This is a genomic window from Dyadobacter soli, from assembly GCF_900101885.1.
Classification (GTDB): Bacteria; Bacteroidota; Bacteroidia; order Cytophagales; family Spirosomataceae; genus Dyadobacter; species Dyadobacter soli.
Genome location: NZ_FNAN01000005.1, coordinates 225,119 through 251,874, shown reverse-complemented (window position 1 = coordinate 251,874; position 26,756 = coordinate 225,119). Strand labels below are relative to the sequence as shown.

General features: G+C 50.2%; 23 protein-coding genes. 12 read left to right on the top strand and 11 right to left on the bottom strand.

The features are described from left to right. Positions 1 to 149 precede the first annotated feature (149 nt). Complete coding sequence (locus BLQ88_RS09515; protein WP_090148730.1) at positions 150 to 536, bottom strand: hypothetical protein; 387 nt, start codon at positions 534 to 536, stop codon at positions 150 to 152. A gap of 509 nt (positions 537 to 1,045) precedes the next feature. Here BLQ88_RS09515 and BLQ88_RS09510 point away from each other — a divergent pair. The 3 genes from BLQ88_RS09510 to alaS all read left to right on the top strand — a co-directional run bounded on the left by BLQ88_RS09510 (position 1,046) and on the right by alaS (position 7,116). Beyond that, positions 1,046 to 3,442: a TonB-dependent receptor gene (locus tag BLQ88_RS09510; protein ID WP_090148728.1), complete on the top strand. Its 2,397-nt coding sequence runs from the start codon at positions 1,046 to 1,048 to the stop codon at positions 3,440 to 3,442. A gap of 36 nt (positions 3,443 to 3,478) precedes the next feature. Next, positions 3,479 to 4,396, top strand: a complete 918-nt coding sequence (locus tag BLQ88_RS09505; protein ID WP_176884955.1) for a DUF4249 domain-containing protein — start codon at positions 3,479 to 3,481, stop codon at positions 4,394 to 4,396. A gap of 65 nt (positions 4,397 to 4,461) precedes the next feature. Next, positions 4,462 to 7,116 (top strand): alanine--tRNA ligase, encoded by a 2,655-nt coding sequence (gene alaS, locus BLQ88_RS09500; protein ID WP_090148725.1) that lies wholly within the window; start codon positions 4,462 to 4,464, stop codon positions 7,114 to 7,116. A 97-nt stretch (positions 7,117 to 7,213) separates the two neighbouring features. Here alaS and BLQ88_RS09495 read toward each other — a convergent pair whose 3' ends face one another. From BLQ88_RS09495 to BLQ88_RS09485, 3 genes are all read right to left on the bottom strand, one after another. Next, entirely contained in the window at positions 7,214 to 7,699 is a 486-nt protein-coding gene (locus BLQ88_RS09495; protein WP_090148723.1) for a CHRD domain-containing protein, read from the bottom strand. Between the two features lie 155 nt (positions 7,700 to 7,854). Further along, positions 7,855 to 8,724, bottom strand: coding sequence for a lysophospholipid acyltransferase family protein (locus tag BLQ88_RS09490; protein ID WP_090148722.1), 870 nt, complete (start codon positions 8,722 to 8,724; stop codon positions 7,855 to 7,857). After that, positions 8,724 to 9,824, bottom strand: coding sequence for a hypothetical protein (locus BLQ88_RS09485; RefSeq protein WP_090148720.1), 1,101 nt, complete (start codon positions 9,822 to 9,824; stop codon positions 8,724 to 8,726). Before BLQ88_RS09485 ends, BLQ88_RS09490 begins: the two co-directional genes overlap by 1 nt. Positions 9,825 to 10,131: 307 nt before the next feature. Between BLQ88_RS09485 and BLQ88_RS09480 the strand changes: the two genes are divergently transcribed. The 3 genes from BLQ88_RS09480 to BLQ88_RS09470 are packed head-to-tail and all read left to right on the top strand — an operon-like array spanning position 10,132 to position 12,728. Beyond that, positions 10,132 to 11,103 carry a T9SS type A sorting domain-containing protein gene (locus tag BLQ88_RS09480; protein WP_090148719.1) on the top strand — a complete coding sequence of 324 codons (972 nt, stop codon included), beginning with the start codon at positions 10,132 to 10,134 and terminating at the stop codon, positions 11,101 to 11,103. A 14-nt stretch (positions 11,104 to 11,117) separates the two neighbouring features. Beyond that, a complete protein-coding gene (locus BLQ88_RS09475; RefSeq protein WP_090148717.1) occupies positions 11,118 to 11,945 on the top strand; it encodes an exosporium glycoprotein BclB-related protein in 828 nt (275 codons plus the stop codon). A gap of 33 nt (positions 11,946 to 11,978) precedes the next feature. Beyond that, entirely contained in the window at positions 11,979 to 12,728 is a 750-nt protein-coding gene (locus tag BLQ88_RS09470; RefSeq protein WP_090148716.1) for a phage tail-like protein, read from the top strand. Between the two features lie 73 nt (positions 12,729 to 12,801). Here BLQ88_RS09470 and BLQ88_RS09465 read toward each other — a convergent pair whose 3' ends face one another. From BLQ88_RS09465 to BLQ88_RS09450, 4 genes are all read right to left on the bottom strand, one after another. Beyond that, the gene (locus BLQ88_RS09465; RefSeq protein WP_229212642.1) at positions 12,802 to 14,622 is read right to left on the bottom strand and encodes an STN and carboxypeptidase regulatory-like domain-containing protein; all 1,821 of its coding nucleotides are present in this window, start codon (positions 14,620 to 14,622) and stop codon (positions 12,802 to 12,804) included. 14 nt (positions 14,623 to 14,636) lie between these two features. Further along, positions 14,637 to 15,626: a FecR family protein gene (locus tag BLQ88_RS09460; RefSeq protein WP_090148713.1), complete on the bottom strand. Its 990-nt coding sequence runs from the start codon at positions 15,624 to 15,626 to the stop codon at positions 14,637 to 14,639. A gap of 6 nt (positions 15,627 to 15,632) precedes the next feature. Continuing rightward, on the bottom strand, positions 15,633 to 16,205 hold the full coding sequence (locus tag BLQ88_RS09455; RefSeq protein ID WP_090148711.1) for an RNA polymerase sigma-70 factor: 573 nt from the start codon (positions 16,203 to 16,205) through the stop codon (positions 15,633 to 15,635). A 123-nt stretch (positions 16,206 to 16,328) separates the two neighbouring features. Continuing rightward, positions 16,329 to 16,553, bottom strand: coding sequence for a hypothetical protein (locus BLQ88_RS09450; RefSeq protein ID WP_090148710.1), 225 nt, complete (start codon positions 16,551 to 16,553; stop codon positions 16,329 to 16,331). Between the two features lie 184 nt (positions 16,554 to 16,737). Between BLQ88_RS09450 and BLQ88_RS09445 the strand changes: the two genes are divergently transcribed. After that, on the top strand, positions 16,738 to 17,577 hold the full coding sequence (locus BLQ88_RS09445) for a KilA-N domain-containing protein (RefSeq protein WP_090148706.1): 840 nt from the start codon (positions 16,738 to 16,740) through the stop codon (positions 17,575 to 17,577). 50 nt (positions 17,578 to 17,627) lie between these two features. Next, positions 17,628 to 18,560, top strand: a complete 933-nt coding sequence (locus BLQ88_RS09440; protein WP_090148705.1) for a hydrogen peroxide-inducible genes activator — start codon at positions 17,628 to 17,630, stop codon at positions 18,558 to 18,560. A gap of 16 nt (positions 18,561 to 18,576) precedes the next feature. Here BLQ88_RS09440 and BLQ88_RS09435 read toward each other — a convergent pair whose 3' ends face one another. Both BLQ88_RS09435 and BLQ88_RS09430 read right to left on the bottom strand, forming a co-directional pair. Continuing rightward, on the bottom strand, positions 18,577 to 19,131 hold the full coding sequence (locus BLQ88_RS09435) for a DUF8612 domain-containing protein (RefSeq protein WP_229212641.1): 555 nt from the start codon (positions 19,129 to 19,131) through the stop codon (positions 18,577 to 18,579). A gap of 73 nt (positions 19,132 to 19,204) precedes the next feature. After that, a complete protein-coding gene (locus tag BLQ88_RS09430) occupies positions 19,205 to 20,923 on the bottom strand; it encodes a DNA polymerase/3'-5' exonuclease PolX (RefSeq protein ID WP_090148704.1) in 1,719 nt (572 codons plus the stop codon). 206 nt (positions 20,924 to 21,129) lie between these two features. Between BLQ88_RS09430 and BLQ88_RS09420 the strand changes: the two genes are divergently transcribed. The 3 genes from BLQ88_RS09420 (at position 21,130) to BLQ88_RS09410 (ending at position 23,902) form a co-directional block, all read left to right on the top strand. Next, positions 21,130 to 22,395: a beta-1,2-mannosidase gene (locus BLQ88_RS09420; RefSeq protein WP_090148701.1), complete on the top strand. Its 1,266-nt coding sequence runs from the start codon at positions 21,130 to 21,132 to the stop codon at positions 22,393 to 22,395. 183 nt (positions 22,396 to 22,578) lie between these two features. Next, positions 22,579 to 22,776, top strand: a complete 198-nt coding sequence (locus BLQ88_RS09415) for a CsbD family protein (protein ID WP_090148699.1) — start codon at positions 22,579 to 22,581, stop codon at positions 22,774 to 22,776. 124 nt (positions 22,777 to 22,900) lie between these two features. Then, positions 22,901 to 23,902, top strand: coding sequence for a 3-hydroxyacyl-CoA dehydrogenase family protein (locus BLQ88_RS09410; RefSeq protein ID WP_090148697.1), 1,002 nt, complete (start codon positions 22,901 to 22,903; stop codon positions 23,900 to 23,902). Here the strand turns inward: BLQ88_RS09410 and BLQ88_RS09405 are convergent. After that, positions 23,899 to 25,149 carry an alpha/beta hydrolase family protein gene (locus tag BLQ88_RS09405; RefSeq protein WP_176884954.1) on the bottom strand — a complete coding sequence of 417 codons (1,251 nt, stop codon included), beginning with the start codon at positions 25,147 to 25,149 and terminating at the stop codon, positions 23,899 to 23,901. The genes BLQ88_RS09410 and BLQ88_RS09405 overlap by 4 nt on opposite strands. Positions 25,150 to 25,320: 171 nt before the next feature. On the opposite strand from BLQ88_RS09405, the gene BLQ88_RS09400 reads away from it, so the two are divergent. After that, positions 25,321 to 26,688 carry a cytochrome ubiquinol oxidase subunit I gene (locus tag BLQ88_RS09400; protein ID WP_090148694.1) on the top strand — a complete coding sequence of 456 codons (1,368 nt, stop codon included), beginning with the start codon at positions 25,321 to 25,323 and terminating at the stop codon, positions 26,686 to 26,688. Positions 26,689 to 26,756 lie beyond the last annotated feature (68 nt).

The following is a 26,756-nucleotide window of genomic DNA, read 5'->3' as shown; positions in this document are numbered from 1 at the left end:
TGAGATTGGCCAAGTTTCGGTTCGGGAAAACCCTATGCGTTATGTAACTGCACAATGATTTTTTAGGTGACGCAGAATATTCCGATCACCCTTAAAAAAGTCATTTTTTTTCAGGAAATAATAAAATCAGCAGCGAGGAAGGTGCGGGCTTAGTTGTTGCCCAATATAACGTAAAATATAAAAAGCAGGAATGTTACCGACATCAGGATCAGGACGATGTTGCCGGCCGAGAGGCCGCTTGCGGGCCGGTCCTGCGCATTCTTCCGGCCGTCGCGGTCGCCCATAATGTCGAGAGAGCTCATAATACGCCCCCATATGGAATTCACATCCTGACCGGAAAGCGCATCGGGCCGCCAGTCGGAGGCGATGAGCACCAGTTCGCGGGCTTTTGCAACCGTATCCTTTTGCGCGGGATATTTGAGGATCCAGTTTTCCCAAAAAGAGCGGATGGGCGGATCATCGGGAAACCGTACCCATCTTATGAAGAGGTTTTCCATTGCCAACTCCTCAGCCGATAACTCTGAAAACGGTTTCATCGATATTAGTAGATTGAATTTTAGGGCTTCTGCAACATTAATCCGGATTTCAATCGCGCCGGCATTATCTGTTTGTTAAGCTTTATGTACAAAAAAGGAGGCGTTTCCGGGTTTATACTCACTTTTGGGGTCCGCAGAAAATTATTTCAAAAAAAGCCATCCTGTACTATGGGGTGCTGTGGAAATGGCGAAGACTGGTTCACATAAACCGGTCAATATCCCGAAACAACCGTTGAGTATCATTCAGCGTACAACCCGATTTTCAGCCGATTTCTCGCATGTATTTTGAACGGTTTCCCGGCACTCACTATCCTGTTTACTACTTTGAGAAAGCTTTCAAGTGTTACCGAAGAGGAATTAATGTCATCATTATCATCTGATGATAGGCTGGTATTCAAACAATTGCACACTTCACGCTATTGCGCAGTTTTAGGGCATGCCTTAAAGCTGACCAGATCGCGGGCGCGGCATCATTTCCACATTTACCATCACACTATAAACACAAAGTCATGAAACGATTTCTTTTGATCGCGTTACTATGCATACATGCTAGCGCGTGTGCCCAACGTATAACCATTAGCGGCTTTATCAAGGAAGCCAAAAGCCAAGAGCAATTGCCGGGAGCCAGCGTGTATATTGCGGGGTCGCCCTATGGTGTGGAAAGCAATACTTACGGCTTTTACTCGCTTACTATTCCAATGGCCGACTCAGCGGTCGTCACCATTTCCTGCGTGGGTTACCAAAAGCAGGAGCGCACAATCCGGATCAATGGAAACGAACAGTTAAATGTCTGGCTCGTACCCGACAACCAGCTCAATGAAGTAGTCGTGAAAACGCATCGTGACGACCCGTTAAGCAGTGTGCAAATGAGCCAGATTAATGTGCCAATTCAACAAATCAGGAAAATACCGGCCATTTTCGGCGAAAAGGATGTGCTGAAAGTACTGCAACTCATGCCTGGCGTGCAAAAGGGGACCGAAGGGCAAACAGGTCTTTACGTAAGAGGCGGCGGGCCGGACCAGAATCTCATTATTCTCGACGATGCAGTGGTTTATAACGCCAACCACCTTTTCGGCTTCTTTTCAGTGTTCAACAGCGACGCCATTAAAAGTGTAGAACTCACAAAGGGTGGGTTTCCTGCGCGGTACGGGGGGCGGCTATCTTCGGTTGTTGAAATGCATATGAAAGAAGGAAGCAAAGATCAGGTTCATGGGGAAGGCGGAATAGGATTAATCGCATCGCGGCTCACGCTGGAAGGTCCGATCAGGAAAAACAAATCCTCATTTTTGATTTCCGCAAGACGAACCTATCTGGATATTATTGCCATGCCTTTCATATCTATGCGTCAGAAGGGTACAGACGAAAAGGCAAAGTTGGGCTATTATTTCTATGACCTGAATGCAAAAGTCAATTTCGACCTTGGCAAAACAGATAAGTTGTATGTCAGCAGCTATTTCGGGCGAGATAAATATTACGAACGACAAAAGAACGATCGCGGCGAATCATCTGCCGGCCTGAACTGGGGGAATGCGACTGCGACGCTACGATGGAACCACCTTTTCTCACAACGACTGTTCATGAACACTTCCGTGATCGCAAGCAACTTCCGGTTCGGTGTTTCCAACTATACGAAGGAGAAACCAGGGGCACCGGCCAGTGATCGGGCTTTTGAGCTGAAATATGCCTCGTCCATTCATGATATCGGATGGAAGACCGACTTCGATTTCTATCCTTCACCGAGGCATTCCGTCAAATTTGGAGGCCAACTAACCTTCCATCGCTTTTTACCGTCAGCTATGGTGATTGAAGGTTCTTTTTCAGAAAACCCGGTCGAGCAATCCGACCCAGCTGTATCCGCGCTGGAAACGGGATTATACATTGAGGATACCTGGCAGCCGTTTGACATCTTGAAGCTGAATATGGGTCTCCGCTTCACGAGTTTCAAAGTGGGCAAAAAGAACTACCATCAGCCCGAACCCAGGCTTTCTACCGCGCTTCGGTTATCAAAAAATTTGTCATTAAAGGCTTCCTATGCTTACATGACGCAATATGTGCATTTACTGTCCAACACGGGACTGGGACTCCCGACCGATCTCTGGGTACCGAGCACCGACCGCCTTGCTCCACAACGGTCCCGGCAAGTTGCCCTGGGCATCGCAAAAAACCTTCAAAATCCGGCGTTGACCTTAACGCTCGAAAGCTATTACAAAAACATGTCCAATATCCTGAATTACAAGGAAGGTGCTTCATTCCTTCGAATAAATGGCGACAATGCGAGAGCATTGAGCTGGCAAGATAATATTACAGATGGAAAGGGCTGGTCGTACGGAGCAGAGCTTTTGCTCCAACGAAAGACCGGCAGACTCTCAGGATGGATCGGATACACTTTGTCGTGGACATTTTGGAAATTCCCCGAACTGAATCAGGGCAACAGGTTTTTCCCGCGGTATGATCGCCGCCACGATGTTTCACTCGTAGGCATTTACGAGCTTAATGATCACATCACACTTTCCTCAACCTGGGTGTACGGCACCGGAAATGCGGTAACATTGCCCGTTGCTACTTTCACGGGAGCGGAAGAGTACCTGTATGCCCGATTTGACCCCACCGATGCGACGAACGACGGCTTTTTCGATCTGCCCTTAACAGAGTACGACGGCGTAAGCAACTTCCGGGGCGAATCCTACCACCGGCTTGATCTGGCCATTCAATTCCGTAAGAAGAAAAAGAAATATGAGCGAACCTGGGAAGTGGCTGTCTATAATGTCTACAATCGGAAGAATCCATTTTTCTACAATATGAAAGAAAATTTCAATTCAGATACGCCGGCCACCGAACGATTTGTGCTGACCAAATATTCGCTTTTCCCCGTAATGCCATCTGTGAGTTATAATTTCAAATTTTGAGCCATGAAAACATCCCGCTTCATTTTACTTCTGCAAATGGCGCTCATCGTCGGTTGCGAATCCATGGTGACCAACATCTCTCCATCCAAACTACCCAAAGCCGGGTCGAAACTCGTAGTGCAATCATTTATCTCTCCTCAGGCCGAATACATCAATGTATTGGTAACTGAGTCATTACCATTATTTCACCGGTCCAACGCCTCTGTTGAATCCATTGAAGATGCGACGGTAAAAATCTCAGACGATGCGCACGAAGCAATAGTGCCTTTTAATGAAACGACAAAAACTTACACACTCCCAGCCGACAAATTCACAATCCTGGCCGGCGGCACCTACCATTTAGAAGTTTCTCATGGCGTAAGAGTTGTGAAAGCGCAGTGTAAAGTACCGGGCGTCACACCAGTCATTAATTCCTACGAAATCAGCCCATTAGAAGCCAGGCATCACAAGTTGGATGGGATAGAATTGGTGCAATTGAATATGAATTGGAAGGACACACCCGGCGAAAAAAACTATTACAGGACTAATGCCTACATGACAATTGAACATAGCGTCGGCGATGGGTTTGTAAACGGCAAGGAAACCGAAAAAAGGATGACAAGCCGATTAGGTTTTTATTGGGACCGACATTCAGTCAATAAAGAATTGCAGCAGGATCAGGATTTGGACGGGACTACCTTCTTTTCGCCACCTGGCCAGTTGGCTATGCCTACACCACGGACTTACAGCGATGGAGTGGAAAGTCAGGTAAAGCCAAAGCCAACATTAAAGTCAATTACGATAGAATTGTTCAATACCGATGAAAATTATTTCAAATACCACCACTCGCTGGACGAGCGGGAAGACAACGCGAATCCATTTACAGAACCTTACCTGATCTTTACCAACATCGAAGGCGGCCTCGGCTGTTTTGGGGCATACAATGCCGGAAAGCTCGTCTATCAACCTGAATGATCGAGATTTTTAGTTACCTTTGCGCCCAATTTCATATTGGATTTAGCAGTACCAAAACAGACACAATGACCTCGCATCAAATACGTCAGGCTTTTCTTGATTTTTTCCGCAGCAAAGAGCATTTAATAGTACCCTCGGCGCCACTGGTAGCCAAGAACGACCCCACGCTGATGTTCAACAACTCGGGGATGGCGCAGTTCAAGGACTTTTTCCTCGGCAACGGCACGCCTCCTTCGCGCCGGATCGCCGATACGCAAAAGTGCCTGCGCGTGTCAGGAAAGCATAACGACCTCGAAGATGTGGGTTTTGATACCTATCACCATACGATGTTCGAAATGCTCGGCAACTGGTCGTTTGGTGATTATTTCAAGAAAGAGGCGATCGCCTGGGCGTGGGAGCTGCTCACGGGCGTATACCAACTCCCGAAAGACAGGCTGTATGTATCTGTATTTGAAGGAAATGAAGCCGATGGCGTACCATTTGACCAGGAAGCCTGGGATCTCTGGAAAGGCATTGTGGGCGAAGAGCGCATTATCCTCGGTAATAAAAAGGACAACTTCTGGGAAATGGGCGACACCGGTCCTTGCGGCCCATGCTCGGAAATCCATATCGATTTACGTTCACCGGCGGAAGTAGCAGAAGTGTCGGGCAAGTCGCTTGTGAACAACGACCACCCGCAGGTGGTCGAAATCTGGAACCTGGTATTCATGCAGTTCGAGCGCAAGGCCGACGGTTCGCTGATCCCGCTTCCTTCGACGCACGTCGACACCGGCATGGGTTTCGAGCGCCTTTGCATGGCTATCCAGCAAAAAACATCGAATTATGATACCGACGTTTTCCAGAATACCATTCAGGTGCTGGAAACGCTTTCGGGCAAAAAATACGGACAAAACGACGAGCCGTTCGCGGACATCGCGATGCGCGTGATTTCCGATCACATCCGCGCGGTTTCGTTCGCGATCACCGACGGGCAGTTGCCTTCGAATGTAAAAGCGGGTTATGTGATCCGCCGCATTCTGCGCCGCGCGGTACGTTACGGGTACTCCTACCTGGGCTTCCAGGAGCCATTCTTCCACAAGCTGGTGTCGGTACTGGCCGAGCAGTTCAAGGATGTGTTCACGGAATTGAAAGACCAGGAAGAATTTGTGACGCGCGTGATTTTGGAAGAAGAAAAGAGCTTCCTGCGCACGCTGGAATCGGGTTTGAAAAGACTCGACAGCATTATGTCCGGTTTGAAAGAAAAGGGCATTAACACAATTCCGGGCAACGAGGTGTTCGAATTGAGCGACACTTTCGGCTTCCCCGTCGACCTTACCGCGTTGATCGCCCGTGAAAAAAGCTTCCAGATCGACGAAACCGGTTACCAGGACGCATTGGCAGAGCAGAAAAAACGCTCCCGCCAGGATGCCGCTAAAGAAGCGACCGACTGGATCGAGCTCCGCGAGTCCGACGGCGTGGAATTTCTCGGTTATGATTTCGAAGAAACACACAGCCACATCGTAAAATACCGCAAGGTAAAAACCAAGACGGGTGAAGAATACCATATTGTATTGGACCGCACGCCTTTCTACGCCGAAATGGGGGGACAGGTTGGAGATACCGGTACTTTAATTTTGGGGAGTAAGGAGGAAGGAGAAAGGACGATTGCGATTGTGGACACCAAGAAGGAGAACGACCTTTTTGTGCATGTTTCGCGGGATAAGAACCTGGATGAGGCATTGTCGGGAGCGGGCATTGTTACTGCAAAAATCGATACCGGGCGCCGCAACAAAATCAAGTCGAACCACACGGCTACGCACCTAATGCTCTCGTCTATGCGCGAGGTGCTGGGTACGCATGTGAGCCAGAAAGGCTCTTTCCTGAACGATGAAGTACTGCGTTTCGACTTTGCCCACTTCTCGAAAGTGACTGACGAGGAGTTGCGGAAGATCGAGGACCGTGTGAACGAGAAAATCCGTGAGAACATTGCATTGGATGAAAGACGCAATGTGCCTATTCAGCAGGCGCTGGATGCGGGTGCTACGGCTACTTTTGGAGAGAAATATGGCGATTTCGTGCGCCTGATCATCTTCGACCCTAAATTCTCGTTCGAGCTTTGCGGGGGTACGCACGTGCCTTCGACGGGCGAGATCGGTGTGTTCAAATTCATTTCAGAAGGTTCCGTATCGGCGGGTGTGCGCCGTGTAGAAGCCGTAACCGGTGAAAAGGCATTGGAACTGATGCGCCAGCAGGAGGAGACTTTGAATACAATCAAAGATTTGCTCAAAGGACCATCGGATCTCGTGAAAGCGGTAGAAAGCCTGATCGAAGAGCGCTCTGCATTGCAGAAAAAGATCGCCGCGCTCGAAAACGAGAAGATCCAGGCATTGAAACTTGCATTGGTAACAAATATGGAGTCCCACAGCACTTTCAACCTGATCGTGCAGAAAGTGGATGTACCAAGCGCGGATTCGTTGAAACAACTCTCCTACGAGCTCCGTGACCAGGTAGAGAACCTGATCGCCGTGTTTGGCGCCGAGATCGGCGGCAAGCCGCAGCTTTCGGTATTCATCGCCGAGAATATCGTGCAGGAAACCGGGCTTAACGCAGGCAAGATCGTGAAAGATCTCGCGAAAGATATCCGCGGCGGCGGCGGCGGCCAGCCATTCTTCGCCACAGCGGGCGGTTCCGATGCGAGCGGGCTGGATGCGGCTCTTGACAAAGCGAAAGGCCTTTTTTAAACAAGTACTACTACTTATCAGCTCATAACAAGAAGAGCGGCGTCCTCGCGGAGCCGCTCTCTCTTTTTTTGCACCATAACAGTGCACAATCGGTGGGTTATTCCTCAGCTTTCAGCTGGCCCCTGATTTCGCCGGTCGGATATTTGGCTGTATGGATGTTTACATAATACAAACCAGCTTTCAGGTCGGCCACTTGTGCCTCGGTAAGAGTGTCTTTAAATGTGAAGGGTGTTTTGAAATCGGTGCCGAAGTCGATCACGACCGCACCTGCCGAATCTACCGGCGCCTTGTGGATGTGCCATGCCGTAGGCGTGAATACCGAATCGGACGATGCCGAATCCGATGCCGCGGAGTCGCTGTACATGATGTTGAGGCTCAAAATCCTCGTCTCCTGGTCGAGCGTTCCATCTACTGAACCGGTAGCTGTTGATGGATTAGCGGGCACCTCGTTTGCGCCGGAAAGCGTTGTGGACACTTTCAGTTCGGGCAATACGGGAGTCGGGTCTGTCGGATTGTCGTCGTCACTACATGCAGCCACCATCCCGGCGATCACAAACACACCCATGAATGCTAATTTTCTCATAATGCTTTGTTTTTGTAAATAATTGGTTTGACCGCCCCGTCGTAAAATTATGGTTCCTACAAAAACCTATTTTACACAAAACACTCATTTTAAATTATTTATAAAAACTATGTAAAAATCGCAGGTTGGGGAAAAGACCTACCCTTTGCTGAATATTACAACAATTTCAGGGCGTTGACCGGCTTCTGGCCCTGCCGCGAGTGAAATTTCCAGCGGTTATGCGACCAAAGCCAAAGCTCCGGCTGGCGTTCGATAGTGTTTTCCAGCGCTTTATAATAATGTTCCATAATGCCTGCCTCGCCCAGTTCACGGGCCTGGGAGGTGATGAGCCGGAACCTGAAATGATAAGCGTTCCGCTCCTTTTTGGTCACATCGAGGTACACCACCGCGCAGTCGCGATGCACCGCAATGCGTGCCGCTCCGGATTGCACGAAGGTTTTACGGTTCATGAAGTTGAGATAATACTTGCCCGACTCCGGCGGTCGCTGGTCCGCGATGGTGACGAATATGGCCGAAGCATTCGCATTCCAGCCCAATGTGCGCCGGTACCATTCCGATTTCGGGATCATTACCGCCCCGAAACGGCCCCGCATTTTCAGGAGCAAGTTGTTCAGCCATTTATTCGAAACGGGCGAGTACGCCGCCAGCACCTGGCAATCGGCTTGGAGCGGCAGCGACAGCAGGTATTCCCAACTGCCATAATGCGAGGCCATAAGGACAATATGCTTTTTCTCACGCAAGAGCCGGTCGATCAACGCGGTATTCTCGTAGCTGACCAACTTCCCGAGACTGCCCCGCGTGACGCCGCCGATCATGAACGGCTCCACGATGAGGTCGGCCAGGTGGCGGAAGTATGCCGTGACCATTTGGCGGATTTCCTTTTCGGAGCGTGTCGGAAAGCACCGGGCCATGTTCAGGAGCACCATATGGCGACGGTAGGGCCATAGTTTGAACAGGACCAGGAAAATCAGGTCAGAAAGGGAGCGCCAGCCCCAGAGGGCCAGCCTGAACCGGAGCGCCTGCATCAGAATATATACTGCAAGCCCGCGTTAAACCCTACGAAAACGCCCTGGAAGTCTTTGGAGCTATTATTTTTCCAGATGTATTTTTTGATAAAATCATAGTCGTTCTCACGCTCGTACGACACATAATTAAGCGTCGGGCCGGCGAATGCTTCGAAACGGTTGCCCAGCTTCAATGCAGGCAGCACGCGAAGCGAATTCTTGTTGTAACTTCCTCCGTGGAAATCCGTAAGCGCGGTACCGACAGCCTCCAAATTAATTCGCAAGCTGCTGGCCAACGGGATGTGAGCCCCTAACCCACCCTCTGCGGCATACATGGCCTTCGGATTGTCTTTGAAATTGTACCCGACACCCGCGATCCCGTACAGCACGCGCCCGCCGGAGCGGAAGGAAACAATGCCGGTCATCGTTTCGTCGATGGTAAACGCGACCGATTTTTCACCGTTTTTAATGAAGTTGAAGATCGCTATCGGGTAATCGCTGCTATCGGCGATATTGATGAAACCGGCCAGCTGAATGCCTTTCACTTTTTTGGCTACGTTGGCGAAACCGGCTACCTGGGCATTTACCTCATTCCCTTTATTCACAAATCCAGCGAGCTGCAAACCTTTTGCATTCTTTTTGGCAATGTTGGCAAAACCGGCTATTTGCGCGGCACCTGCTGATTCTGAGAGGTTCAGAAAGCCCGCAAGCTGCGCTCCCTGTGCCTCGCCGCCGGTAACATTGGCAAAGCCAGCCAGCTGAGCGCCTTTGGCTGAGCCGCCGATTACGTTTGCTACGCCCGCCATTTGTACCCCACTCGCCGATCCTCCGATCACATTAGCCGCACCGGCCATTTGTACGCCGCCCACATCCTGTTTCACCACATTGGCGACTCCGGCAATCGAAGCACCTGTTTCCGCTTTGGAAAGACCTGCGATTGCATGTAAGGAAAACCGGTTGGTAATGGAAGCGGCCTGCTTGCCATTGGAACTTACCGGATAAATAAAACCGATATGTATCGCGGCCGTGCTGTCGCGCTGGGCTGTGGCGCGAAACGGGAGCGTCATGATCAATAGGATGGCTGCAAACAGTGCGGATGGATTATTAAGCAAATTTTTCATGGATAATGCATTTATACAGATTGTTGAAATGCACACGCGCCCCGATTCCCTTGCAGGCCTTCAATTCGACCGGTTTCAAACCGTGTGCATTTAACCGACAACCGGAATGCACCTTACCCTAATTTTTTGCTCAAAAAAATCCTTTTACAACTAGTATAGTGGTTACTTATAAATATATCTCTACAAACTACATTCACCATTGAGATTAATTTATAGAAATAATTTTATCAAAAAATGTGACAATCTTCAAATGATTATATACATTTAGTTGATTATCATATTCTCTTTTTCACAAACCCCAGTCCTTATGATGAAACGTTATCTATTTTTTTGCCAGCTTGCTTTACTTTCCACACTAACTGCGCAAGCGCAGTTTACCGCAGGGACCGATGGTTTTTTTGTTGCGGGGAATACGCAAGTCTTTATCGACAGCCTGACGCTACTACCTAGCGTCGATTTTACGCTTACATCGCAAACGCTTACGATTTCGTCAACGCCTATTGCGGGTAACCCGCCGGGCATTGCGAGGGTTTACAACCTCACCACACCGGTTGATTTCACAGGCGTTGCAGGGTTTTTCTACCGCGCCTCGGAGCTTAACGGCAACACCGAAAGCACATTACAGCTTCAACACGGTAATGCCAACTTCGTATCGACCACGGGAAGCACGGTGAATGGCGTCCAGCATTACATTTCGAACACACTGCCGCTGACCAATTTTACGTCGCTTACCGCAGGGCAGGAAGACGCCCTACCGGTGAACCTCGTTGTGTTTCAGGCGAAACGGGTCGAGAATGCGACTATGCTCTACTGGCAGACTTCCGAGGAGAAAAACAGCGACCATTTTGAGGTCCAGCAAAGCGAGGACCTGAAAAAATGGAACGCGCTGGGTACCGTAAAAGCCGCTACCGAGAGCTTTGGAAAACGGGAGTATTCGTTCAGGGATATTGCCGACCGCTACGGCAGGCAATACTACCGCCTCAAAATGGTGGATCTTGACGGAAGTTTCGCGTACAGCACGATCGAATCGCTCAAACTTGAAGACGCGGGCATGGTAAGCGCTTATCCGAACCCGGTGGTAGACAAGCTGCGCATTGGTTCGAAAGAAGCACTCGCGAGTGTGAAAGTGATCGATCTGACGGGCCGTTCGGTCCTGGAATTGTCGAAGCCCAAGCCGGGCCAGGAGTTCAGTTTGAAAAACTATCCGGCGGGTACTTATCTGGTGAAAGTAGAAACCGCAACCGGTAAGACCCAGATCCTCAAAGTTGTCAAACAATAAACTCCTGCATTCCAATGAAAAGATCAAATATCTTCAACGCACTTAATAGTTCTTTAAAATGGCGAGGGGCTCTTCTGACCGCGATGCTCGCATTGTTTGCCTTCGCGGCCAATGCCCAGGTAGGTATCGGCACTATCACACCCGATGGTAGTTCGCAACTCGACATCCAGTCTACCGGCAAGGGTTTGCTGATCCCGCGTATGCTCGACACCGAGCGTGCCGGCATCGCTTCTCCGGCAACCGGTTTGCTGGTTTATCAAACCAATGGCGATGCGGGCTTCTGGTATTACACCGGTTCGGAATGGGTTCCGCTGAAAACCGCTCCGGCAGTTGCGAATCCGGCTATTATCCCTTACGCATCCGGTACGCCGGTTGTGATGACCACCCTTCTCGGCGGGCTCGTGGGAACTACCTCGGTGTTAGGCTTCGGCACTAATGCTACCGGGGTGTCATTGCTGGGAGGTACGATCGATGCGACTTCCCTGACAAACATGGCATTCGCGGTGCCACGCAATGGGACGATCACATCCATGTCCGGATTTTTCAGCAACACCGTAGCATTGACCCTCATAGGGGCTTCGGCGACCATTCAGGCCCAGCTTTATTCCGCGCCTGCCAGCAGTAACATTTTCACACCGGTTCCGGGAGCGATTGTAACACTGGCACCCGCATTAACGGGTCTTGTAGCAATCGGTACCGTGAGCTCCGGCTTAACCACGGGCCTTAGTATACCTGTTACCGCGGGTACACGGTTGCTGCTGGTCTATTCGGCAACGGCACCAGGTTCCTTTATCGCAACGACCATCGCCGGCTATGCGAGTGCGGGTGTTGGCATCAACTAGCTGAACTATTGACAACATTAAATCTCTACTACAATGAAAAAAAGATATCAATCATTACTTGCAGCCCTGCTTTTGCTTCTCGCCTTTACGGCGCAAGCGCAGGTGGGTGTAGGAACGATCAGCCCTAACGCCAGTGCCCAACTGGACGTGCAATCGACCACAAAAGGTGCCTTGATTCCACGTATGCTTGATTCAGAAAGAACAGCGATCGCAAGCCCGGCAACAGGTTTGCTGGTTTATCAGACCAACGGCGCTGCAGGCTTCTACTATTTTGACGGAACTACCTGGCAACCATTCATGTACGGTGTTGCTGCCGCTCCTGCCGGATTTACCGCTACTTTGGCTTCGCTGTCCGTGACTGGAAGTAGCACGATTGCCGGATACAACCAGCTATATGCTGATGGAACAGGCTTGAACACCGTAGCAGGTACCTACACAGTACCAACCACCGGCAGGTATCACGTATCTGCCACAGTTAACTATTCCACGCTTGCGGCGCTTGCGGTAACTTTGGGAGCAGGTGTTAACCCCAGGATAGCCTTGCGGGTAAACAATGCTGAAACATTATCGGGGCTTTTCCCGATTCTGAACGTTAACGTCGTGCTGGTACTGACATTGAGGGTTATCCTGGGAAGCGGTACGGTTGTCATCGCGGGAGACCTTCCGCTGAATGCTGGCGACGTACTGGATCTTCAATACATAGCAAATGGTCTGACCTTAAACGTTAATTTGGGAGGTACAGGCACTACCAACGGTATTGTTTGGTCTGTGAGGAAGCTGTAATATGTGATTCAATATCACTGAAAATAAAAGGAGGGTGTCTCGCGATGAGGCACCCTCTTTTGCTTTCAGACCTCTACAACCTGCCATACCGCCAGCTGACACCCAGCTGCCAGCCAATCCACGACGAAACCTTTGTACTTCCCAGATCGATATCGGGGTAGCCGGAGGGCGGAAATTGCTTGTAGCCATTTTTAGTTTCAATGCCGTCGTGGTCATAAATGGAATAGGAAGGCCCGCCAAAAATCATAAGGCGCTTATTAAGCTTATAAGTAGCGGCAATTTGCAGGCGGTATAGCGAGGGCATTTTGTCCCAATCTCCCAAATAGATATTCTGGTTTAATATCTCCACAAAGAACCCTGCTTTTTTAAACGGGAAAAACTCCCGGCCGAAGCCGGCACCGAAGGTTTGTATTTTTTTATCATTACTAATGCCGGTACCGGCCATTAGCAAACTGTAAAATTTATGCGTCCCCATCTTCCAGGCCACATTAAGCGGCGCAAAGTCTGTCGCGTACACTGAAATATTCGAAGTACTTTTTTTGATAATGTTAAAAAGGCCGATGCTCGCGCCGGAAGAACTGTCGGCGATATTGACTATGCCTATTTGCACTCCCCGCATGACTTTGGCATAATTAAATGGAGCGAGCTGCACGCCTTTGATGTTCCTGGCCATGTTGAGCCCGCCGGAAATCTGCGTCGCACGAATTGAATCACGTGCATTATTGGCCGCTCCGGCAATTTGCACACCCTCGAAAACGCCGCGTACCTGGTTATACCCGCCGGAAATCTGCGCGCCGTGTCCGCCGTTGCGGATGAGCCCGATGGCGCCCGTTACCTGTGCGCCTGCAATACCACCTCCTGCCCGGCTCAAAAAGCCGCTTACCTGCACGCCACCGACGTGTTTGCGTACCATTCCGCTAAAACCCGAGAGCTGAACGCCATGCAGCGAATCGAGGACATTGTTGCTGAAACCCGCCACCTGCACACCATTAACATGCCCCGACACCACATTAAATGCCCCTGCAAGCTGCACATAACGCACATTTTCCTTTGAAATATTAAAACCACCGGCAATTTCCACGCCATTCACCCCGGCTGTGTAGCCACCTGCGACATTGAGTGAAACCTTGTTCACTACCTGCCCGCTCATACGCCCGTGCGTACCCAACCCGGGCGTGAGCGACGCCTGATAGGGCAATGAGACGAAAATCCGGCCGATATTCTGGCTTTGCGCACGAAGGCGCTGCGACAGGAACAGGCGACCCAACCAAGTGGATTCTCCCTCCGAATAGCGAACGATCAGCGGGTCGAGGTCCACGGCTTTGGGTTGAATGCGCATTGTCCGGGCCGATTCCTCAGTGCTGTTGATGACCATCGTCGTGTCGCCGTATCCGACTTTACTGACCGTCAGATAAATGGGAAAGGCCCGCTCCTTGATGCGTAACCGGAAACCGCCATCGTCCTCCGAAAGCGTGGATACCAGCAGTTGCCGCGAATAAACGCTGGCGTAATCGACAGGCTTCCCGGTTTCATCATCGACGATCAGGCCGCTGATATGGAACGACTTCTCTTTTGCCGCAGGCAGAATGATCAGGTAGTCGCCTTTTTCCTTGTATTGAAATTTGTTGTGAAAAAGCTGGTCGAGCACTTGCCGCACCGGCTCCCGGGTAACATTTAATGTAACCAGGCTGTCGCCGGTGATCAGGTTGCTATTGTATGAAAAATAGAATTTCCCCTGGTCGCTTATGGATTTCAAAACAGCAGAAACCGGCTGCCCCTTTACAGAGATATCAACCGGTTTATTCAAAATCTGCTGGGCAAAACTTCCGCACGGGATCATTACCATTATCACAGCCAGCCTTAAAACACTACGGAATATAGAATTTTGATTCATCCCGAAAGATAAGGCTATTTCAAAACGATCTGGTCGCCATGTTGTTCAACTTTGAGTGAAAGAGTTTCGCTAACGACACCCAGGATACTTTCCAGCGAATTCTGGTCAAAAGTGGTGTTGATCGGCAGGTTTCTTAACCGTTCGTTACCGATTACGATATCCGCTTCGTAGGCTTCGTTCAGGATCTCTACCAGTCGCCAGAGCGGTGTACCGTCGCAAAACAGCCTGCGGGTGCGGTAGTAGTTATGGAATTCGTCGGCAGTAATGCCTTTACGCATTTTTGAACTGGCCTTTAATACTGTCGCTTCTTCACGTGGCGTAATGCGCACCTTTTGGGTGTCTGTCGCAACTTCCACAATGCCTGTCTCCACGATCACCTCCGTTTTTTCTGCATTGTCCTTCACATTAAAGGAAGTACCCACCACTTTCACCGTCACATCGTTGACCGAGATCAGGAACGGTTTAGACTTATCCGGTTTTACATCAAAAAACGCCTCTCCTATGAGCCTGACGTCACGTGTTTTCCCCTTGAAATCCTGTGGGAAGCTGATACTCGACTTCCTGTTAAGCGTTACCACCGAACCATCGGGCAGCGTATCGGTGAGCGTCTGCATACCTGAACTGATCGTCAGCATTTCGTCGGACGAGCTCCGCGTGGCAAAGATGTAGCTCAGCCAGCCCACGCCGGCTGTCATGAGCACCATCGCCACCATACGCAATATCCGGAACACGGGTTTGGGGTACATCGGCAGCACCTCCGTTTCACGCTCTTTGGCAGTTGTACGTGCTTTAAATCGTTCCCAGGCTGCATTCTCGTCCACGGTGCTCGTGCGTGCGAAGCGTTTGCTTTCGTTCCAGATGAGTTCGAAATGCTCGAAATACCGCTGGTTATCGTCGTCGTCGAGCAGCCATTGTTTGATCTCGATCTGCTCGGCTACGCTGGCTTCGTCGAGCATCGACTTCACCAGCAATTCATCTATGTTCGGGTTGTGTTCTGTTTTCATGACTGATCAGCTGAGGAAAAAAAGTAAAAAGGATGCCGGAAGAAAGTCGGCCAGCTTGACGCGCAGCAGCCGCAATGCCTTACCCATTTGATTTTCAACCGTTTTAACCGGTAGTTGCAGGCGATCCGCGATTTCCTGGTATTTCAATTCTTCGAACCGGCTCATCTGGAAAATCGTCCGGCATTTCTCGGGCAGTTCGCGCAATGCGATGTCCAGGCGCATTTCGAGCTCCGACAGTTCGAGGGCTTGCGAGGCGCTCACGCTCTGCTGCTCCTGTTGCAGCGTAAAATCGCGGTGTGCTTCCCGTACTTTCAGGTGTTTGAGATAATTCAAACTTTCGTGGTACACCGACCGGTACAGATACCCGCTGACCGATTCGCGGATATCGATATGGTCTGTTTTTTCCCACAACCTGCAAAACACATTCTGGACCATCTCTTCGGCCATGATATCGTCCTTCAAAATGGTGCAGGCGTAGGCGTGCAGTCCTTTGAAATGTTTCTTGAAAACCTTCTCAAACTCCAATTCCCTGTCCCTGCTCAAAACCGTTACGTGGTCATCCGCTAAGGCTGCATTCATTGCACCGACTGGTTTATGTAAAAAAATAAGCGCCCGACTCGGGTTGTACGGTATATTGACAACCGGTCGGGCGCTTACCCTAATTTTCGCCGAAAAAATATTCGGGCTTATGTCCTCAGCTTGTTACTTTTTCTTTGCCGCTTTTGTCGTATCGGCCTTATTTGTTTTGTAACGTTTATCGGGCGTGCCGTCTTTTTTGAGGTGTTTATTTTCCTTGTAACGTTTATCGGGCGTGCCGTCCTTTTTCAGTTTCGCTTCCGTTTTCTGTTTTTCTGCCGTCGTCTGCGCAAAAATCGGCGTCGCCACCGCCATCAGGGCCAGCAACATCCACGCTTTCAGGTTTTTCATAGTTGACATTATTTATGTGAGTGATAGTTTAAGCAGGCCTAAGTTACAATTCCTCAGGGAAATGCAAGAATTCTGTTTCTTCATCCAGTGAAATTTAATTGCAGTTTAATACTACTACAAGCTGTTACCTTTTCCAGAAGCGCTCGTATCAAGGAGAATGTAAAACGGAAAACATTCTTTGAAAATGAAAAATCAAAAGCTTTTTGTAAATGATCAGGAAGTTAGCGTACTCAGCCTACCAAACGGGGACTTCATTTCTTTAACAGACATTGCGAAGCAAAAGAACGGAGCCCCAGGGCTGGTAATTGCAAACTGGATGCGTAACAGGTTTACAATTGAGTTTAACGGCTTGTGGGAGCAACTACATAATCCCGATTTTAACATACTCGAATTCGAGTATGTTAAAAATGAGTCCGGGAGCAACAGTTACGTGCTGACACCCAAATATTGGGTTGAAAAGACGAACGCAATCGGAATCTTTTCCAAATCAGGACGGCATCATGGAGGAACATTTGCTCATAGGGACATTGCATTCGAGTTCGCTTCCTGGATTTCTCCTTCATTCAAGCTCTACCTCATCAAAGAATTCCAGCGATTAAAAGATGAAGAAAACAAACAGCTGGGCCTCGAATGGGACTTACGCCGCAGCCTGGCGAAGATTAACTACACCATTCAAACCGACGCGATCAAGGAAAATCTGATCCCGAAAGAACTGGATCCGGTTGCAATGGGTAAAATTTATGCCGAAGAAGCCGACATTTTGAACCTCGCATTATTTGGTTTGACGGCCCGTGAATGGGCGAGCGTTCATCCCAAACGTGGCAACCTGCGCGAAACTGCTACGATCGAACAGCTCGTAGTGCTGTCCAATCTGGAAAGTATCAATGCCATGCTGATCGGACAGGGACGCTCCGTGATGGAACGGGCGATGGAGCTTAACAGGATCGCCATTATCCAAATGAAATCGCTGGTTGCCAATCAATCATTACAAAAAGCACCGCTCCCGTTAGATCAACCAAAGTAATAGCTATTATATTTGCATAAATAGAATTTATAGCATCGCCTTATTAGATCATGAATATCCAGCAACTGGAATATATAGTCGCAGTAGACAACCACCGCCATTTCATTCAGGCTGCGGAGCATTGTAATGTTACGCAGCCTACCCTTTCGATGATGATCCGGAAGCTGGAAGAGGAATTATCGGTTAAAATCTTTGACAGGACGAAACAGCCGATTGTGCCCACGAGCATCGGGCGCGAAATTATCGATCAGGCCAAGACGATCTTGCGCGAGACGTCGCGGATCAACGAAATCGCCAAGCATTTCAACGGCGACCTTTCCGGCGAGCTGCATGTGGGCGTCATTCCGACGATCGCGCCTTACCTGCTTCCGCATTTTGTCAATCCTTTTATTTCGAGTTTTCCGGATATCAAGCTCCATGTTTCGGAAATGATCACGGATCGCATTATTACCGCGCTGAAAATGGGGAATCTCGACGTCGGCATTATCGCGTCCGTTTCCGAGGAGAACAGTTTGCAGGAAATCCCGCTATACAAGGAGCGGTTTTACGCTTATGTTTCTGAAAAAACAGATTTGTATTCCAAACAATACATCCTGCCTACCGACATCGAACCCAACGAACTTTGGCTACTAGAAGAAGGCCATTGCTTCCGCACGCAGATCCAACGCTTGTGCGAACTGAGCCGCAGCAGCCAGTTCGGCAACAGTTTCAGCTACCGCTCGGGCAGCATCGAAACGCTCATCCGCATGGTCGAGCGCAATGGCGGCATTACTATCCTGCCCGAAATGGCCGTCATGGAGCTCTCCGAAGAGCGCCGGAAGCACATCCGCCATTTCCGCTTCCCCGAGCCCGCCCGCGAAGTATGCCTGGTCGTCAACCGCGAGCAAATGAAAGCCCGGCTCATCGGCGCATTGCAGGAAGGCATTATGACGAATTTGCCCGAGGGGATTTTGGGTAAGGATGTGGAAGTAAAGGTTTTATAGAGCGCTTTGGGGAAGCTTATTGTAAAAAGCCTCCCCAGATAAATCCTTCAAATACCCGAACAGGGTGCCTGCCTATCACATACGACTCGCTGATATCCAGGTTCCTTGCCAGTGACTCTGTATTCTTCAAGTCGGCCTCCGTCGCGGTTTCTTTCACTTCAAAACATTGCTTCTGATCAAGGATAAAATCGATTTCACGGCCGGTTTTGAGTTGGTAGTAGGCAATTTCACCGCTATGCATTAATTGGTTAAATACAGCATTTTCGAATTTAGATCCGCTGCCTAGCTCTGCCGCTAACGATGCAATGCCGTTATCGAGGAAATAAACCTTTTTTGCTTTGACTATTTCGCGGTCAGGGCTATTTGCCAGAACTGGAATCGTTTTAATCAGGTACGTCTTTTCCAGCAAATCGAGATGGTTTTCAACTGTCTGCCTCGCCATCCCTGTCAAGCTCGTCAGTTTGGAAATATCAAGCTTGGTTCCTATCCTCACTGATAGCAGTTTAATGAGCTTAAACAAATTGGTGGGATTGCGGACGTCGGCCAGCCATGCAAGGTCGAAACACTGCAAATATAGTTATACTATTTTGCAACTGCACTCTCAAAATAGTATAACTATATTACAACTACACTTTAAGAATAGGTTACGATACCTTGCTCGCCCGCCCTTTCAAATACTCTCCCATCTGCCCCAGACTCAACGCATTAAAGGTCATATCCTTCGTCAAACCGCCCTTTCTTGCATTGGCTACGCCGTAATGCATATCGAGGTAGCCTTCCATGGCGTGGGCGTCCGGGTTGATGCTGAGCATCACGCCTTTTTCCATGCAATAGGATATCCAGCGCCAGTCGAGATCGAGGCGCCAGGGGGAAGCGTTGATTTCGATGACGACACCGTTGGCGGCGCAGGCGTCGATGATCACCTGGTGGTCGATCGGGTAGCCCTCCCGGGAAAGGAGCAGGCGGCCCGTGGGGTGACCCAGAATGGTGGTATATGGGTTTTCAATGGCTTTCAGCAGGCGTGTTGTTGCCTTTTCGAGGGTCATCGAGAGGTTGCTGTGTACGGAAGCGACAATGTAATCGAATGAAGCCAGCACGTCCGTCGGGTAGTCGAGCGAGCCGTCGCCGAGGATGTCGGATTCTATACCTTTCAGGATTTTGAATGGCTTTGCAGGATTTTCAGAGGCGAAACGTGCATTCAGCCTGGCTATTTCCTCATGCTGGCGGATCACTTCTTCTACTTTCAATCCTTGCGCATAGGTAGCGGTTTGTGAATGGTCGGCGATGCCGAGGTATTCGAAACCGAGTTCACGGCAATACAGCGCCATTTGTTCAAGGGTATGCTGACCGTCGGAGTAGGTACTGTGGTTGTGCAGAATACCTTTGAGGTCATCCCAGGTTACCAGTTGATCGGGCGTGCGGGTTTCCGCCCAGGCGAGTTCCCCTGCCCCTTCGCGCATTTCAGGTACGATGTAAGGCAAGCCGGCTTTTTCATAAATGGCGTGCTCGGTGTCGGCGGTTTCGTAGTAGGCATGGCGCCAGATAGCGCTGCCCGATGTTCCGGCCAGGCCAAGGTGATCGGCACCGGCGGTTTCAAGGAAGAGTTCATTAACTAATCGCTCAGGTTTTACGGCCACGATTTCAATAGCAACCGCTACATCCTGCACATTGCCCCGCCACACAAATGGCGATGATATCTTTTCATCCTGCACCAGCAGTTCAATAGCACCGATGGTAGCCTGCAAAAGCGCCGGAGAATCGGTCGCTACAAGAATGCGGATCGATTCGACCACCTCCGCTTTCCTCCTGACCTCCCCTGCCACTTCCACCTGATCGAATGTCTTTTTCAATTCATCCACAATCAATTTCGCCACGGCCTCGGCCTTATCCATGCGCAACTTCCCGGCCTGGTCTTTCAGGAATGCCAGCGAGTCGAGGATTTTTTGCTGGGTATTCGCCCCGAAACCCTTCACTTTGGCAACCGTACCATTCAAGCAAGCCAGTTCCAGCTCGTGCAGGTTATCGATACCCAGCTCCTGCCACAAAACGGCGATCTTTTTGGGCCCGATGCCTTTGATATTGAACATTTCCATCACACCCAGCGGCGTATTGGCGATCAGCTCTTCGAGCTCGGGGAATGTGCCGGTTTTCGCGATCTGCGCAATTTTCGTGGCGGTACTTTTCCCAACCCCCTGCAATTTGGTAAGCTCCTGCTCGGTCATCAATTGCAGCTCGCCTTCCTTGTATTTGTCCAGGTAAAAAGCCGCTACGGAATAGCCTTTGATCTTGAAAGGATCGGCATTATGCAGTTCCAGCAGCTTGGCGGTTAGTTCGAGGACTTCTACGATTTCAGAGTTGCTCATGGGGATCGGGATTGATGAATTCATTGCGAATTACGACGTATGGATCAGCATTTGCAAGCGCACGGCCCGCAGTAGCGACCATTGTAGAGTAAATATTCCAGAAAAAAATATTTATAGTGATAATCGACGCGCATCGATAGCCGACGCGGGTCCCATTGAAGTATATCCAACAACCATTTCAAAAACTCTGACCATATTTTAATCCAATGAATGTAGATCAATTGAAAAGCTACCGCGAGGAGATCCGCCAGCATTTGACCAACGAATTGCTTCCTTTCTGGGAAAATCGCGCTGTGGACAAGGCAAACGGCGGTTTTATCACCCATTTCGATAATGCAGGCAATGATTCGGGAGAGGACGAAAAGTCGCTGATCGCCCAGACGCGCACGGTTTATACCTTCTCCTCGGCACACCGCGCGGGCCACGGTGAGGGCCGCTTTGCCGAAATTGCCCGTCACGGGGTGGATTTTCTGATCGACAAGATGTGGGATAACGAGTACGGCGGGTTTTACTGGTTGATGGACCGTAAAGGCAATGTCAAAATCGATGAAAAAATCGTCTACGGGCACAGTTTCGCGATTTACAGTCTGGCGGAATATACATTAGCCACCGGCGATCCGCGCGGTTTGGAATACGCAGAAAAGGTTTTTGATTTACTCCAAAAACACGGCGCGGATACCTATTATGGCGGCTATTTCGAAATGTTCCACCGCAACTGGGACTTGAAAGGGCCTGGTGCTGCCGGGGGCGATCGGAAGACGCTCGATGCACACATGCACCTTATGGAAGCATTTACGACATTATATGAAGCGTCGGGCAAGCAGGTTCACCGCCGCAAGCTCATTGAAATCATCAATTTGCTCATCAATAAGATCATGCACCCGCAATACAAAACGGGCATTCCGCAGTTCTGGGAAGACTGGACCGTGGCGCCGCAGATCAAATTCGACATTATCTGGGGCTGGGACCGCTTCACCGAGGATGGCCTCAAAAGCGCCGCCGAGGACAACACCAGCTACGGCCACAATGTAGAGTTCGCGTGGCTGCTCATGCACGCGCTCGACATCGCCGGCATTCCCTATGACAAATACCACGATCAGTTAAAAGCCTCCTACGACCACGCTGTGGAGTACGGCATCGACTGGGAGTTCGGGGGCGTGTACGTGGAGGGCTCGCACGCGGGCGAGGTGTACGACCGCGAGAAGGAATTCTGGCAGCAGGCCGAGGTCATTATCGGGATGCTCGATGCCTACCGGGTTTACGGCGATGAAAAGTATTTGAAAGCCTATGACGCCACCCACCGTTTTGTATTTGACAAAATGATCCACCATTCGGTAGGCGAATGGCTCCCTTTGCTAACTCGTCAGGGTGAACCGATCTGGAAGCACATGAGCCATTCGTGGAAAGTGAATTACCACTCGGTGCGCTCGATGGTGCAGGGCATTGTGCGTTTGAACAAGCTAATCGGGTAATGTCAAACTCGCATTTTTCGCGGCTCACTAACCACGATTTTGGACGTTTCGTGTAAATTTTTGCTCATTGATTCGTGCCGATACGGCCAGGAAGCCTGTTTTCCCATTGGAATGGTTGTTTAACCTGATAGTGTACCAAACGCTTGCAAAAAGCGACATTATCAAACCAAAAACCACACAATCATGAGCTCATTCACACAACAAGTTAAAGGCAACTGGAACGAACTCAAAGGAAAGTTCAAGCAACAATACGCTGACTTGACCGACGACGACCTGCTTTATGAAGAAGGAAAAGAAGATGAACTTCTTGGAAAGATTCAGAAGAAGATCGGCAAAACCAGAGAGGAAGTGGAAAGTGAAGTGGACAGCTGGTCACGCTAGATCTTAGATAGGTCGATATAAGCCCCGGAGCCAATGGTTTCGGGGCTTTTTTGTAGTAACCGGCCGCCGGGATGCGCTTTTAACATTATCTTTCCCGCATCAAATCCTAAATCCGCTTTTTGCAATGAATCCAAATGAAATACCCGTCGGCATCGTAGGTCTAGGTCTAATGGGTTGCAGTATTGTAACCTGCCTGCTCATCGCCGGTCACCCGGTAGCGGCCATCGCGCCCATCCCCGCCGACCTCGACCATGCCGAACGCCGTATCCGGGAGCATTTGCAGAATGCCTGGCAAAACGGCATTATCGATAATGAACCCGAGTTTTACCTGCGGAAACTGATCATTACCGAAGACTACTCCGTGCTCCATCCTTGCAAACTCGTCAATGAATGCACGATCGAGAACATCGATATTAAGCATGCGGTATATCAAAAAATAGAAAAGGAAATAGCACCGGACGCGCTGCTCACCAGCAATACTTCCGCCATTCCGATCAGCCAGCTTCAAAAACTCACGCAACATCCTTCGCGCTTCCTCGGCCTGCATTGGACCGAGCCCGCACATACGACCCGCTTTCTGGAAATCATCTGCGGGGATGAGACGGACATTCAAAACGGCGAGTACCTGTACGAACTCTCGCATTTGTGGGGCAAAGAGCCCATTCTGGTGCGGAAAGACATTGCCGGCTTCATCACCAACCGCCTCATGTACGCGATGTACCGCGAGGCGATCAGCCTGGTAGAGAATGGTTATGCCACCATCGAAGACGTAGACCGCTCGTGCCGCAACAATGCGGGCTATTTTATGACATTGGTCGGCGTGTTCCGCTGGATGGATCTCACGGGTGTTCCCGCATACCACACCGTTATGAAAAACCTGCTCCCTACCCTCAACAACAGCACCGAAGTACCCGAGCTGATCGATAAAGTCGTGCGGGAAGGCGGCAAGGGCGTTCTCAATTCACATGGTTTTTACGAGTATGCGCCAGGTGAGGCTGAGGTTTGGGAAGAGACTTTCAAGGAGTTTACTTATGATATTCGTGAGCTGGCATTGAAATATCCCGGGGATATTGTGAAGCGGCGGCTGGCGGAGAAAAAGAATCAGGAATCTGCCGAAAAAAGCTAATCCATTTTCCCATCCTTCAAAAACACCGTAGTTCCCGAAACGCCGTCCGCATCTTTCAAATAGAAAAACGCATACTTGTAGCCTTCTTTCGGGATGGGTTGGACGATGGTTTGTGTGTCCTCGTTGATCGTTGCCGGGATGTGGTTCCAGGCGCGGTGCTCGTTGTCGGAAGTCACATCATTGGTATAGTAAAATTCCGCCGATGCTACCTGCTTGCTGGCGACCGGTTTCAGCAGCACTGTCAACTGGTTTTTATCGGAAGTAATGGCGCTCGTTGCCACAAATGGGCGCGGATTTCCATTTAATGCGCCGTCGAAAAAAGTCTTGATTTCCACGGGCTCCCAGCCGTCTTTATGGCTGTGCGGCATGTCGGGGATGATGCAGATCTGTTTGTTTTTACTCAATTCATAGGTCTTAATGTAAGGGCCCACGTTGTAATGTTTGTCTTTATTTCCATTAATAAAAAACATAAATGGCTTGGAATAAGGCAGGTAGGCCGATGGGTCGAAAAACTTCATCCACCGCTTTTTCGCAGCAGGTGACAATGCATGCAGGTTTTGCTTGAAAACATCCGATTCATCATAGTACCCACATCCATACACCGGCGCGGCGGCGATGAACCGGCTGTCGAGACTGGCCACGAGGCAGGTAAGGTACCCTCCCCAGCTAATGCCGGTCACGCCTGTACGCAGCGGATCGATTTCCGGGAAGCTTAGTAACAGCGAATGCGCCAGAATAGCGCTCGCAACGGCGTGGTAGGTCCACACGTTCTTTAAATTACCCTTTTCGATATTCTGAAACTTGATTTCAGCGGACTGCTCCGGCCCGGGCTGCTCCACCTTCCGGCCATCGGCGCCATTGCCCGAGAGGTCCATTGCAATAGCCGCATAGCCCTCGTTTGCCCATTTTTCCACCCATTCTCGGAATGCTTTGCCGCCGCCGCCGTGGATCAGCACCAGGCCCGGGAACTTCTGGTTAGTTGCCGGTCGGCCAGCGATGATGTCCGGATTGGAATAGTAAGCGAATACCTCCGTCGGCTTGCCTTCGAAATCCACGCTCGTATACAACAGCGATCGCACGGCACTGCTATCGTCGAGCCAGCGGGATTGCGGGGCTTTACTGAGGTCGGTCAGGTCCCATAGCAACGTGTCGACCTTGATGTGCCGGGCGTCGATCACCCATGGTTGCTGGAATTGTGCGTGCGCATTGGCCGCCAGCAATAGCAGAATGGCAATGATTTTTTTCACCCTGTTCATGGTTTTGTTAACGCTTGAAACATTTTGATAAAAAAAGGCCAAAAACCCGATCATTTTAGCAGAAATGATGGTTGTTCTAAAAAGTCTTGACTAGTTTTGAAATACCCTTTGGCAGGCTGTTCCTAACCCGGAAAACGATATTTTTTCAGTAAATCTATTCCCATGAACGACTTCATAGCCGCCAGATCCCAAATGGCCCTCTCGCTGGGGTTTCACATCATATTTTCCTGTATCGGAATGGTCATGCCGTTCTTTATGGCCGTTGCCCATTATTACTATCTCAAAACCAGCCAGACGGTCTATAAAAACGTTACAAAAGCATGGAGTAAAGGCGTTGCGATCTTTTTTGCAACCGGTGCAGTGTCGGGTACGGTGCTGTCGTTCGAGCTCGGGCTTTTATGGCCGGAGTTTATGAAACATGCCGGACCGATTTTCGGAATGCCGTTTTCCCTCGAAGGAACGGCATTTTTTATTGAAGCGATCGCGCTTGGCTTTTTCCTCTACGGTTGGGACCGGTTCAATCCGTGGTTCCACTGGTTCACGGGCGTGGTTGTGGGGGTGAGCGGGCTCGCGTCGGGCATACTCGTGGTCGCAGCCAATGCATGGATGAACAGCCCGGCAGGTTTCGAGTACATTAACGGACAATACCTCAATATCGACCCGATTGCGGCGATGTTCAACGAAGCGTGGTTCTCGCAGGCATTGCACATGACGATCGCCGCATTCGCCGCCACGGGCTTCGCGGTTGCGGGGGTACACGCGCTCATGATCCTGCGCGGGAGCAATGTGCTCTTCCATACCAAATCCTTCACGATCGCGGCGGCATTCGGCTGCGTGGCCGCATTGGTACAGCCATTGAGCGGTGATATTTCTGCCAAAGACGTCGCTATTCGTCAACCGGCCAAGCTGGCGGCGATGGAAGCGCATTTTCACACCGAAAAATCAGCAGCGCTCATTGTAGGGGGTATCCCCAATGAAGCCGAGAAAAAGGTCGATTTCGCCATCAAACTGCCAGGCTTCCTGAGCTTCCTTGCGCACGGGGATTTCAAATCCGAAGTAACCGGCCTCGACCGCATTCCGGAAGAAAACCACCCGCCCGTCTCGATAACGCATTATGCATTCCAGATTATGGTAGGAATGGGCATGGCGATGATGCTTGTGTCCGTGCTCTATTTTGCGGCTTTATGGAAGAAACGGAGTTGGCTGCAAGCACCGTGGCTGCTCAAAATCTTTGCATTAGCGACGCCGCTCGGTTTCATCGCCGTAGAAGCCGGTTGGACCGTCACCGAAGTAGGCCGCCAGCCGTGGATCATCTACGGCATCATGCGCACCGCCGACGCCGTAACGCCCATGCCCGGCATCGCCTATTCATTCTACTTGTTCACAGCCATTTACGTCTCGCTAGCCGCATTCGTGGTTTTCATGCTGTACCGGCAGATTAAGATGGTTGGGGCGTTGTATGATAACAGCGACCATGGAACATTGACCGCCGACCACCGACCGCCGACCGCCGATCGTCCGCTGGATTAAGAACAAAAATCATGGTCGATTGCCTATCGTCGATGGTCCATAGTCAGCCGGCAACGCTGGCCACAAGC